Source organism: Nonomuraea sp. NPDC049480 (genome assembly GCF_044465905.1).
Taxonomy (GTDB): Bacteria; Actinomycetota; Actinomycetes; order Streptosporangiales; family Streptosporangiaceae; genus Nonomuraea.
The window spans coordinates 708246-720376 of record NZ_JBITMD010000003.1 but is presented as its reverse complement, the minus strand read 5'-3'; the positions used below and the strand labels follow the sequence as shown (position 1 = coordinate 720376).

10 protein-coding genes are annotated in these 12131 nt (G+C 67.9%); 3 read left to right on the top strand and 7 right to left on the bottom strand.

Going from position 1 to position 12131, the window contains the following annotated elements:
* Window positions 1–73: 73 nt before the first annotated feature.
* From ACIBX3_RS13030 to ACIBX3_RS13020, 3 genes are all read right to left on the bottom strand, one after another.
* Entirely contained in the window at window positions 74–1201 is a 1128-nt protein-coding gene (locus ACIBX3_RS13030; RefSeq protein ID WP_397116287.1) for a hypothetical protein, read from the bottom strand.
* Window positions 1202–2040: 839 nt separating this feature from the next.
* Window positions 2041–2550 (bottom strand): DinB family protein, encoded by a 510-nt coding sequence (locus ACIBX3_RS13025; protein ID WP_397116285.1) that lies wholly within the window; start codon window positions 2548–2550, stop codon window positions 2041–2043.
* Window positions 2551–2592: 42 nt separating this feature from the next.
* The gene (locus tag ACIBX3_RS13020) at window positions 2593–3273 is read right to left on the bottom strand and encodes an SAM-dependent methyltransferase (protein ID WP_397116283.1); all 681 of its coding nucleotides are present in this window, start codon (window positions 3271–3273) and stop codon (window positions 2593–2595) included.
* Between the two features lie 151 nt (window positions 3274–3424).
* Between ACIBX3_RS13020 and ACIBX3_RS13015 the strand changes: the two genes are divergently transcribed.
* On the top strand, window positions 3425–4003 hold the full coding sequence (locus ACIBX3_RS13015; RefSeq protein ID WP_397116393.1) for a helix-turn-helix domain-containing protein: 579 nt from the start codon (window positions 3425–3427) through the stop codon (window positions 4001–4003).
* 372 nt (window positions 4004–4375) lie between these two features.
* Here the strand turns inward: ACIBX3_RS13015 and ACIBX3_RS13010 are convergent, their stop codons facing one another.
* Complete coding sequence (locus tag ACIBX3_RS13010) at window positions 4376–5005, bottom strand: response regulator (protein WP_397116281.1); 630 nt, start codon at window positions 5003–5005, stop codon at window positions 4376–4378.
* Window positions 4945–6042 carry a sensor histidine kinase gene (locus tag ACIBX3_RS13005; protein WP_397116391.1) on the bottom strand — a complete coding sequence of 366 codons (1098 nt, stop codon included), beginning with the start codon at window positions 6040–6042 and terminating at the stop codon, window positions 4945–4947. Before ACIBX3_RS13005 ends, ACIBX3_RS13010 begins: the two co-directional genes overlap by 61 nt.
* 130 nt (window positions 6043–6172) lie before the next feature.
* Here ACIBX3_RS13005 and ACIBX3_RS13000 point away from each other — a divergent pair, with 130 nt between their 5' ends.
* Both ACIBX3_RS13000 and ACIBX3_RS12995 read left to right on the top strand, forming a co-directional pair.
* On the top strand, window positions 6173–7213 hold the full coding sequence (locus ACIBX3_RS13000; RefSeq protein ID WP_397116279.1) for a hypothetical protein: 1041 nt from the start codon (window positions 6173–6175) through the stop codon (window positions 7211–7213).
* A 561-nt stretch (window positions 7214–7774) separates the two neighbouring features.
* Window positions 7775–10084 (top strand): 2OG-Fe(II) oxygenase, encoded by a 2310-nt coding sequence (locus ACIBX3_RS12995; protein ID WP_397116277.1) that lies wholly within the window; start codon window positions 7775–7777, stop codon window positions 10082–10084.
* Between the two features lie 584 nt (window positions 10085–10668).
* Here the strand turns inward: ACIBX3_RS12995 and ACIBX3_RS12990 are convergent.
* Together ACIBX3_RS12990 and ACIBX3_RS12985 are read right to left on the bottom strand one after the other, a co-directional pair.
* A complete protein-coding gene (locus tag ACIBX3_RS12990) occupies window positions 10669–11217 on the bottom strand; it encodes a DUF1707 domain-containing protein (RefSeq protein ID WP_397116275.1) in 549 nt (182 codons plus the stop codon).
* A gap of 384 nt (window positions 11218–11601) precedes the next feature.
* A complete protein-coding gene (locus tag ACIBX3_RS12985; protein ID WP_397116273.1) occupies window positions 11602–12078 on the bottom strand; it encodes a GbsR/MarR family transcriptional regulator in 477 nt (158 codons plus the stop codon).
* Window positions 12079–12131 lie beyond the last annotated feature (53 nt).

Genomic DNA, 12131 nt, shown 5'->3' with positions numbered 1-12131 from the left:
GCAGAGCGTCGTCGCGGCGCTTTGGACGATCTCCTCTGACTGCTTGGCACAGGGGGGCGGCGGGCGCGGATAATCACGTCACACCAGAACGCACCGCGTCCAGCGTTGGACAGTGTCCGCGATGACAGGTGATCATGGAGCTCCGCCAGCGGGATGGGCCGATCGCTGTCCAGCAGGCGGCCATCCACGGCCAGGTGACAGGCCACGAGCTGGAAAGTGTGCTCGGCGGCGACCGCGCGACGTGATCGGATCGCGCACACCCGGCGGCAGCGGCCTCGTCCATCGAGTCCAAGGGCCGCATCGGCACGGCCATCAAACAGGCGACCTCGGTGTAGCGGTCGGACTCTTGATTCCCAGTGGGACTCGTACCTCGCGCGGCGCTGCCTCTCTGCCGCTGCTGTCGCCAAGTGCCAAGGGCGGCAATCCGGGGAATCTCCCCCCTATCGGCGTCGATCCAGCCCGATCGAAGGATCATCTCCCTCGATCCCCCGCAGTTGCGCGGCGGTCGCCAGGGACTCCTCCGAGGCGTTCGCGCTCGGGTGATGGATCCACCAGCCGGCCCCCAGCGCAGGACCTTGCCGTACAGGGTGAGTACAAGGCCGCTCTCGAAATCGGCCGCCGGAATGCGGATCGAGCAGACCAACGGATCGACTTCCGCGAGGGACTCGTAGGTACCCGCTCCAGCAACGTAACGCCTCGTAGGCTCGTCCCAGCAGTCGAAGAACGCCCAGTCGCCCGTGGTCGACACGTAGCAGAGGATGCGTTTGCCGACGACAAGCCCGGGTGGGCCGAAGGCCGCCTGGACCTCGCTGCGGCGGACGTCCTGCCCCTCGAACCGGTTCCGCACCGTACCGAGCAGACCCGCCCAGCGACCCTCGTCGAGCTCGTGGGCGACCTGCAGATAGCCAAGACGGTGGAAATGCTCGGCGTAGACGGACGCCACTTCCTCCACGCATCTGCGGTCCGCCCCGAACATCGCCGCGAAGGGACCGTGAACGCCGTGCTTACCGTAGCGATCGGCGAACATCCGGTCGATGGCGGCGAAATCGTCCTCGCGCTCGTCGATGAAGCAGAGGTTCTCCAGAAGAGTTCGGCCCACGGTCTCCATCTCCCGGCCGTCACGGGCGTACATTCCTGCGCGCACAATCACCAGCGGGATGGTCTCCAGCCAGCGCGTCCGCAGCTCGATCGCCGATCGCACCCCAGCACCCTGTCTGCGGCGAGCGCTGGAACCGATCAAGTTCCGTTTCATGAAGTTCGGGCATCGGTTGCAGGCCGACCCTCCGGGGTGTGCGGTGACAGCATGAAACCTCCGACCGCGCTCCCCCAGGACCGTCTTCGCGTGTTGACCGACGAGATGGACGGCCGGCAGCGGGCGCAGGCCATACGTCAATACGCCGACGAGCTGCATTCCGTGATCCCCACGGTCCGAACGCGGAAAGTGGGCGATCGATGTCCGACTGGATCCGCTGGATGAGGTCCTACGCGACTTGATGTCCCCATCGCAATAGGCGAGTGCCGTCGATGCACCATCACGCTCAGTAGTCATTCGGCGGACGGCTCCACACCACAGTCCGAGCGGTTTGACGTCTCTCACGGACCAGCCACGGACCAGAGATCCACATCTCCTATCTGAGGCCGCCTCCAGAAACAGACATTTTCCACGAACCTGCAGGCCACCACCCTGGCCTGGCACTTCGACCAGGCCACGCTCGACGCCGAAGCCACCACCGACGGCTGGTACGCCCTGCTGACCAACCTGCCCCTCGAGGCCGCCGACGCCGAACAGTGCTGCGTCACTCCAAAGGCCAAGAAGCCGTCGAACGCCGCCACGCCGCGTTCAAAGGACCACTGGCCGTCACCAACCTGCATCTGCGACGCCCTGGCCGGCATCCGGCTCATCCCGGGCACCGGCCGGTCACCCCCGACCGTCCCACAACCCACCGGCCTCCAACTCCGCCTCCTGGATCTCCTCGACACCGACCCCCGAGACCTCCGCTGAAGATCACACACGTGCGGAAAACAGGGCTAGCCGGCTTGTCAGCGGCCGGTGGATCCGTCGATCTGCTCGCGGAGGATGTCGGCGTGGCCAGCGTGCCGGCCGGTCTCTTCGATCATGTGCACCAGGACCCATCGCATCGATGGTGCCGGCCCTGGGCGCGGGGGTCGCGGGGCGGGAAGGGCCAGATCTGGGCAGGCGTCGATGACCTGGTTCGCTCGCTCGACGGTCTTTCGGTAGTCGGCGAGCACGCCGTCGACGGTGTCCTCCGCGGACGGCCGCATGGTCGCGCGCCAGTCGCCGACGTCCTCACCGAGGAAGTAGAACCGTTCGACGAACGCCAGATGCCTGAGCAGCCCGAGAAGGCTGGTGCCCGAGGGTACCCCGCCCATTCGGACCTGCGGTTCCGGCACGCCCGCAACCTTGTCCGCGACCGCGTTCCGCAGATAGTCGAGGAAGCCCCGCAGGGTGGCCTTCTCGTCGGCGCCAGTCCGCGGAGGCGTGGTGTCCTTCGCCCGTGTCCTGGATCGCTGCGCGCGGTTTTCTGGCATGGAGTCACTCCGTTCCGACGTGACGTCGGGTAGTTGCGGTGGTCATCGGGCGGTTCGCTGGACGAGCAGGATGTTGTCGATGACGGTGGCGGTCTCACCAGCGGGTCCGGTGGCCCGGCGGCGGGGCATGTCGGCGCGCAGGACGGACCAGTGCGCGGGGTCGAGATCAAGTTCGGCGGCGATCTCGGTGGGTGTGGGGTAGTGGATGTCGGGGTCCTGGTTCCACGACCAGGGCGCGGTGGAGCCGTGGTCGACGATCAGCAGCAGACCGCCGGGGCGCAGGGCCCGTGCGGCGGTGCGCAGGACTCGGCTGCGGAGCAACGGGAACGGGGTGTGGAGGTACTGGGCGGAGACGAGATCGAACTGGCCGGCCGGGAAGTTTCTGGCCAGATCGTGCTGTTCGGTGGCGACCCGGTCCGCGACGCCGAGATCGCGGGCGCGTTCCCGCACCCGTTCGACGGCGGTGGTGGAGATGTCCACGGCGGTGACGTGCCAGCCCCGCTGGGCGAGCCAGATGGCGTCGCCGCCGGCGCCGCAGCCCAGATCCAGGGCGGCGCCGGGGTGCAGCGGTGCGACGGTCTCGGCAAGCAGCGGGTTGGCGCGTGCGCCCCAGGTACGCCGGGTGCGGTAGTGCTGCTCCCAGAACAGCTCGGCGTCCTCGTCCGTCGCGCCCTGGTTGCTCGCGGCGTCGGCGGTGGGTCGTCGGCGTCTGGCGGAATCCATCTGAGTCACCCCTTCGTCGGCCGGCGTGCCGAGCGTGATCCGATACGCACTTTCGACGCCGGTGATGTGCCGACAGCATCGCCACCGCTGTTTCCTTCTTGCAAGGAAAGTTGCGGATCCGCATCATCAGGACATGGACAACCCCGCAGGAATGAGCAACCTCGCAGGAGACGTTTTGGCCGGAGTCGGGCCGCGTCTGCGTGCCCTGCGCCGGGCGCGAAGTGCCACACTGGCGGCGCTGGCGAACGAGACCGGCCTCACGGCGAGCACCCTGTCCCGTCTCGAGAACGGTAAGCTCCGCCCCACGCTGGAGCAGCTACTGCCGCTGGCCCGGGCGCACGGCGTCCCGCTCGATGATCTGGTTGCGGCGCCGCCCACCGGCGACCCGCGCATCCACCTGCGACCAGTGCGGCGATCCGGGCTGGTGATGGTGCCACTGACCAGGCGGGCCGGCGGTATCCAGGCCTACAAGGTGATCTATCCACCCGCCGGCCGAGCGCCCACGATGAACCTGCAGACCCACGAGGGATACGAGTGGTTCTACGTCCTCAACGGACACGTCAGGTTCGTGCTCGGCGAGCAGGAGTTCCGGCTCGGCGTCGGCGAGGCCGCAGAGTTCGACACCCGCATACCGCACTGGATCGGCAGCGCCGACAGCCGGCCCGCGGAGTTGCTCACCCTGTTCAGCGCGCAGGGAGAGCGCGCCCATCTGGCACCGTCCAGGCACTGACCATTTCAGAGGGCATTTGATTTGAGTAGATTGCGGCTTATGTCCTAGTACTCCAGCCGCACTTCCTCCCTGAAGAGGCGTGCCTGGACATGCCTGGGACGCCTAGGACCACCTGGGTCTGCCCGGGTATATCCCGATTGAAAAAGGAACGGCCACCGCTGTGATCATTCAGGTGTGATGGAACTGAAGATCATGCGGTGGCCGCGTTGGCCAGAGTAGAACATCTCAGCGCCGCTCGTCTGCAGGCGAGCCTGGATGCCGCGTTTGCGCTGGTGGCCGGACGATTCAAACGCCCTGAAGTACGGCAGCGGGCCCGCGCCTCGCATGCCCGGTCGCGGCTGGGCCCCTCTACAGCCGAGCCGGTGTACGCGATCAGGGCTCGGCTCTGCCGGTCGCCCATGCCCAGGCCGCGATGGCGACGCGGTTTCTGGCTCCGGTCTTGCGCTGGATGGCCGCGATGTGGTTCTTCACCGTGCCCGGGGAGAGGAAAAGTTCCGCGGCGATCTCGGCGTTGGTCTTGCCGCGCGCGACCAGTGCCACGATGTCGTCTTCCCGCTCGGTGAGAACGACGTTCGGCGTCTCGTGCGGCAGGCCGTGCTGGCGCAGCAGCCGGACGGTGAGCTGCGGGCTGATGAGCATGTCGCCGTTCATCGCGGCCCTGATGGCCTCGATGAGCAGAGTGGGTCCGGAGCGTTTGAGGATGAACCCCGCGGCGCCGTGCCGCAGCGCCGCGTGAACGTACTCGTCGAGTCCGAAGGTGGTGACGATCACCACGTGGATGCCGGTGCCGGCAAGGGCGCTGGCCACCTCGATGCCGTCGGCTCCGGGCATCCGGATGTCGGCGAGCACGACGTCGGGTTTGATCGTCTTGGCGGTGTCGATCGCGGTGCGGCCGTCGGCGGCCTCGGCCACGACGGTCATATCGGGCTGGGCGTCGAGGATCATGCGGAAGGCGCTTCGAATGCCTTCCTGGTCGTCGGCGATGAGAATGCGGGTGGACACTCCGGCGATTGTGCCAGCGGCAGGTGCGCGGTCAGCGACCACCCATCCGGTACGGCCTGCGTGACCAGCTCGCCGCCCTGTTCCTCCACGAGTGCGGTCAGGCCGGGCAGGCCGGACCCGCCGCGCCGGCCGCTTCGCGCTCGTCTCACGCCGTCGTTGGTCATCTTGATCTCCAGGAGGCCGGATCCGGCGCTGATGCCGAGCTCGACGCGGCTGGCGTGGGGAGCGTGCCGCCGGACGTTGGTCAGTCCTTCGATCACGATCCGGTAGGCCAGGGCCGCGGTCTCCGCAGGGACCGCTACCTGCGGGACCATGCGCAGGTGGACCGGTGCGGGGCCGGCGGCGGAGAACCGTTCGGCTGCCTCGCGGATGCCGCTGAGGCCACCGGCGGGGGTGTGGGGCCGGTCGTGGTGCAGCATGTCGAGGGTGCGGTCCAGCATCGACATGGCGCGCTGGCCTGCTGATTCGACGCGTTCGAGCGCCTGCAGCGGATCGCCCGCGACCCTGCCCGCCTGGGCGTGCGCCACCATTTCGCTGATGTCGTGGGCGACGAAATCGTGCAGGTCTCTGGCCAGCTGAAGTCGCAATGCGGTGCGGGTGCCGGCCACGGCGCGGCTCTGCCGTACATCGAGAAACCGCAGATAACCCCCCACAGCTGCGGCCAGAAGCGCACCCAACCCCCAGAACACGCACGCGCCCAGCCCTTCCAGCGGCGAGGCGGGGGCGAAGAAGCGCAGCAGCCAGGTGGACGCGACCATGCCCGCCGCCGGCGCGGCCACCGCCGCCTGCCGTGCCGGCGCGTACCGAACGACCAGGCCGACCAGCGTCATGAGCGCCAGGCTCTCGATCATCCCCAGTGCGGCGGCGCCCGGCTCGGGTTGCACAGCGCCGATGACGTGAGCCAGCGTGACGGCCAGCGACGCCGCCGCGGCCACGCATGTCAGCGCGGGCAGACGCGACCCGAGCGACGACCGCGACAGCGCCGCCGCCGCCACTGCGACGGGAACCAGCAGCGATATCGACACGGCAATCCACATCCAGCTCACCGGACCGACGATACGTCCACCCGGAAACCCGGCCACAGGTGCCGTTCGGCACCTTTGCCGGCGGCCGGAGGTGCCGAACGGCATCTGGCCCGCCGGTCTGCCGCCCGGCGACGCTGATCACATGAAAACCATCACTTCTGCCTGGCGCGGCTACGCGACGGCACTCTGGGCGCTCACCTATGGCGTGCTCGGCTCGGCGTGGGCGCTCGGGCTGCCCGGCTTCCCCTGGGGCGCCTCCGACCCCGACCCGGACGGGGCGCTGTCCATCCTGGCCGGGACGACGCCCCGCTTCGGCTGGTGGATTGCCGCCTTGAGCCTGCTCACCGCGGTGACGGCGCTGGCGCTCACCCGCAGGAGCGATCGCCGTGCTCCGTTGTTGCTGGCCTGGCCGATCGCCGCGAGCCTGGTGCTGGTGGTTCCCGACTCCCGGCTGATGATGGGCGTCGCCTACACGCCGCTGCTGCTGGTGGCGCCAGTCTTCGGCTGGAGTCTGGGCGGCGCCACCTTCGCCGATGCCTGGCCATGGCCCGTCCTGAATCAGCTCGTCTGCATGCTGGGCGGACTGCTGCTGGCCGCCGCGGCGCTGGCGTATGGCCGTAGCCAGGCCCGCACGCGTTGGTTCACCCGGCATCGGGGGCGCACAGCCGTGTACGTGGCCGTCGTGGTGCCTCTGGTGTACTGCGCCACCCGGTGGGCGTGGGCGCTGGGCATCCCGCTCGGCGTGAGCCCGAAGTTCCTGGCCGAAGGCGAGGATGGCCTGTGGCTGGCGGGCGCCTATCTGGCGACCTTCGGCGCGTTCGGCGGCGTGCTCACCCTGGGGCTGACTCAGCGATGGGGAGAGATCTTCCCGCGCTGGATTCCCGTCCTGCGCGGCAGGCGGGTACCGCCCCTGCTGGCGGTCATCCCGGCCGCATTCGTCTCGATCGTCGTTACTGTGGCCGGGCTGACCTACATTCGGTGGACGATCGCAGGCCGGTTCGCCCTGTCCGAATGGGGTGCCTGGCTGCCGGAGTGCTTCTGGCCGATCTGGGGCGCCGCGCTGGCCACCGCCACCGTCTCCTACCACCTGGGCCGCAAGGACGACGCAATCGCGGTAGATGTCGGTGCCCGTCGCCGGCATGAGGCCCCAGCAGAAGATGATCGCAGTGCCAGGGCCCGGTGAACCTTGGCGCGCACCGTCAGTAACCGCTCGGGAGGGATGTGATGGGTCGGCTACCGGGCGAGGATGCCGACCACCTCTCCCCAAAACTGGCCCGCGATGTCGTCGTGGGCGGTGAACGTGGTGGAGAAATCCTCAATCACGGAAAGATCCACTGTCACGCGCGCCACTCCCTGAAGAAGGCGAAACTGATCATCACACGCCGCGTACGGCGACGGCATCCCAGCGGGCGGTGCAAGGTACATCTCATGGCGCCTCGCCAAACAGATCGCCGCCGCCCTCACCGATCGCGGCGTCGACCTCACTGACCGGCAAGCCGTCGACGATGCCACCCGCGCACTCAACGCCGAGCGACTCGCGCGCCGCCTTCTCCCGTGATCAGTTGGAGGTAGCGCGTGACATCGAGGGCGTGGAGTCACCGCTGGCCGATGTAGGTACCGCGCAGAGTTCCCGGTCGTGGTCTTCGGCAGCCGCGGACTGCGTTCTTGAAAGCCCCCGCCGGAGCGCTCTCCCCACGCAGTAGCTTTGGTCCCGCGACAGAAAAGGGAGGATTCCGTGCCTGGCATGGCCCGTGAACGACTGGCCGAGTTGCTCGATGCGTCGGCGGAGCCGGCCGCGTCCAGCGTCTATCGGAAGCTTCCCAAGAGCGATCTGTCGGTGGTGGTCGATGGGGTCGGTCCGCTGCGGTTCCCCGTCCCCGACGAGCAGGCATCCCACCTACACGAGCTCGGCCGCCGCGCGCGATTCGGGCGCGGCGCGCAGACCCTGACCGACCCGGAGGTTCGCGACACTTGGGAGATTTCCCAGGAGCTGGTGCGCGTCGAGTGGACGGAGGCGTTCGCGGCCGTCCTCGACGGGATGCGCGCGGAGCTGGGGCTGCCGCCGCACTGCGAGCTCACGCCGGAGCTGCACTCCATGCTCCTGTACGAGACCGGGCAGTTCTTCGTCGCCCACCAGGATTCCGAGAAGGACGACGCGATGGTCGCGACCTTGGTGGTGACGCTGCCGTCCGCGCACACCGGCGGCGAGCTCGTCGTCGAGCATCAGGGGCAGACCAAGAAATACCGGGGACTGAAGACCGCGGTCTCGCTGGTGGCCTTCTACGCCGACTGCCGGCACCGGGTTCTTCCCGTGAAGTCGGGCAACCGCGTCACCCTCACCTACAACCTGCTCCTGACGGGCGACAGCCAGGCTGTGGCGGCCGAGCATCCGCTGGTCGGTGATCTCGCGGCCTGCCTTCACACGCACTTCACCACCCCGGTCGTCCTTCCGTACAGCCATCGCAGGGGTGATCCGCCAGCGCGGCTGGCGTACCTCCTCGACCATGAGTACACCGCCCGCGGGCTGAGCTGGTCCCGGTTGAAAGGCTCCGACGCCGCGCGGGGCGCCCTGCTGCGGGCTGCGGCGGAGCGGGCGGGTTGCGAGATCACCCTGGCCCTCGCGGAGATCCAGGAGACCTGGGACGCCTACGATCCCGGCGAGGACGAGGATGCGTGGTACGGCGACTATGAGGACGAGGACCCCGACGACTACGAGGACTCGCGCGGGGCGGACGACAGGCAGTACGTCCTTCAGGATCTGATCGAGACCTCCACCACGCTGGCCCACTGGATCGGCCCGGAAACAGGGCGGCTTGAGGACATCTCCCTGGACCTCAGCGACGCCGAGGTGGCTTCGACGACCCCGACGGCTGATATGACGCCCTACTCCTCGGAGTACGAGGGTTATATGGGTAACTACGGCAACACCCTGGACCGCTGGTACCGGCGAGCGGCGCTGGTCATCTGGCCACGGGGGCAGGGCTTCGCCAGCCGGGCCGAGGCGTCTCCGGGATGGGCGCTGGACGAGCTCACTGCGATGGCCCGCGCCGGCGAGATCGCGGAGGCCCGTGAGGCGGCGCGGTCGCTGGAGTCCTTCTGGCACGCCGCAGGCCGTTACGCCGACCAGACCCAACTTCTCCGCAAGGCGCTGGAAGCAGCCAGGGAGCTGGATGACGCGCAAATCGCCGCCATGCTTCTGCGGCCGTTCGCGCTGGAGCGGCTGGTCCCCGGACACGCCCCGGCATTCGCCGGCCTGGCGGCGCATTACGGCGACACCTGGATCGACGGTCTGCTGCACGACTGGTCCGAGAGCTGGCGCCCCGGCTCCTACGGCCTCGCCCAGGCGCCGCTGGAATGGCTCGAGAATCTCCCACGACTGTGTACCGCGTTTTCGGTGGAGGGGGGACCGTCCACCACGGCCGCCTGCCGCATCGTCGATCTGTCGTGGACGATGTTCGCGGGCCAGGTCGGTCCAGCGCTCGACGGGCCCCTCACCTCCCGGCATGAAGCATGGCTGACCCCCCTGGGGGCACCATGCTCCGGGATCATCGCGGCCGCGGCCCAGCTGGGATCGACGGGCGTACTGGAGGAGGCCCACAAGCTCGCGCGGACGGCCGGCGATCGGGCGCACGTGCTGGCGATGGCCACGCTGCGCGCCGCTGGGGGGCACCAAGCGGGCTTCGGCGAGCTGGCCATCAACTGTGCCGAACGGATCCGGGCATTACTGGCGCAGCCACGACGCGCGCCGGGCGACTGGTCGATCGAGCTGCCCACCGGATGCGCGTGCGAGCTGTGCGAAGTGCTCGGCACGTTCCTCCAACGTCCCGAACGGCGTGCTCTCGACTGGCCGCTCGCAAAGGACAAGCGCAGGCATGTCCACGCCCGGATAGACGACGCGGAGCTACCCGTCCGTCACGAGACCAGACGGCAGGGCCGCCCGTACACCCTGGTGCTGACCAAGACAGAAGCCCTCTTCGAACGAGAGCGTCTCGCCCACGAACGCCACGCGTCGAACCTGGCCTGGCTCACCGACCACTGGAAGGTCTCCACCTGATCCGGCACAGAAACATCGGGTCCGCCTTGGGCCATGTCAGGTTATCTTCCCCGTTCCGCCCCTTCTCAGGACGCATCACAGGCCGTTCAGACAGCGGTAGCAGCGACGACGGCAGGACCGCCGAGAGCGGGTGTTGCCCGACGTATCGCAGATACCTTTAGTCCAATTCATGACTGCTCTTGTAAAGCAATGTGACAGGTGCAGTTAGTTTTGTCGCTTGCAGTTGAAGCGGTCGGTATCCGCGTGTCGTTGTCGGCGCTCGTGTCGGTGTTCAGGTTGAGTTGTCGGAGTTCGCCTTCGGCTCCGATCTTTGGGGGCAGAATGCTTGTTGAGCGACCGCGAGATCCAGAGCCCGGAAGGACGGCGACATGAGATGTCAGCGGCTTCCTGCGCTGAGTAGTCGGCGGGGATCTCGAACCTGCGTTGGCGTCGGCACCGTTGTCGCGGAGCGTCAGTAGCCGCCCCAGTCGAACGTGTCAGCGTTGGCGCGCCAGAAGTCGGACCGAGGCGGGTCGGCGTCGAGGCGGTCCTGGCGCCAGCTCTCGTAGTCACTGCGGCCGAGGAAGACCGCCCTCTGATTCGCCTCAGCGGGTGAACCAGCGGCGCCTTGTGGCCCCTCGGTAGCCGATGCGGACCTTGCTGAAGCTGAGTTCGCCGGTTACCCGCACGTGCAGCAGGCCCGGTCGCGCCGCGCCCGGAGCCTCGGACGACACGCCGCTCCACTCGCAGGTCACCTCATCGGTGTCGGCGCTGGCGCCCTGTGGCAACGTGATGCGGGCGGAGCCGAAACTCAGGTGGAGATCCAGGATGATCTCCGGGTAGTCGATCTCCGCTTCGGTCAGGTCCAGGCGCGGGTCAGCGAACTCGGACTCGATGCGCAGCACCCGGGGTACCCGCCACTGACCGGTACGCACGATCTTGCCGGCCTTCGAGGTGAGGGTCACCACCTCGCCGGGGCGTTCGGGCAGGTCGGCCGTCAACTTGGCAAGGTCCCCATGGGACACGGCGGTCAGGGCGCGTTCGACACGCGACTCCATCTCCTCCGAGGCCAGGCGGCCGTCGACATACGCCCGCTGGAGGCGTACGACGGTTGTCTCCCGGTCCCGGTCGGAGGCACGGGCTTCCGGATCCATACGGCCATCTTTCCGATGTTCGCGACCTATGGGGAGAACTTCTCATATACCCGGACGTTTGAGTCCTCTCGCCGACAGAAAGACCTGAACAACTCCGCTCGAAACCGTTCAGACCAAGATGTCGGGCCGCAGGCCACGTCCCGGCCACCAACCTCATCCGGAAGGGACAAGTTTGAGGTAGATCAAACTCTGGTGCAATGTCGGGATTGAGAAATCTCTCTGATCTCGCTCAGTGGTATTTCGGTAGCGGGTTGATGATCCTCTAGCAACCATGGATGCCATCTCGCAGACCGGTTCGCGTCCCCCAGCGTCGTGCCCGCCTCGGCGGGCACGACGAGGCGACCACGCGGCAGGGCGGGTATCGAGCGTTGCTGTGGGCGGAAGTCAGGCCTGGCGGGGCGGGCTGTGCTGGTGCTGCTGCCAGCGTTCGAGCAGTGCAGGAATCTCGCCCAGCATGAATTGGTAGAAGTCGCGCATCTGGGTCAGCCGCTGGTGGGCGGGGTCGTCGGCCGTGGTGGTGTCGATGCCGGTCTGCGCGGCTTGGATCATGACCTGGATGACGGTGTTCTGGCTGGTGAACAAGATGGCCCAGGCATCGTCGCGCAGACGGTAGTGCTCGCGGCGGCTGCCGGGGGCGGGTAGGCGTTCGATCAGGCCGACCGACAGCAGTGACTTGACCGCCCCGGAGACCGATCCGGCGCTGGCGTCGAGGCGTTCGGCGATCTCGCCGGCAGTGACGCTCTCCTGGTCGGTGAAGAGGAAGACGGCCAGGGTGCGTGCGGCCATGCGCTGCAGCCCGCCGTCGGTCAATGTCAGGGCGAGATGTTCGGCCGCCTGCCACCGCTTTTGCCTGTCGCTCATGCTGTGCAGAGTATCGAAACTCACATGCCTTCAGAAAATTCCGAAACTTCGGT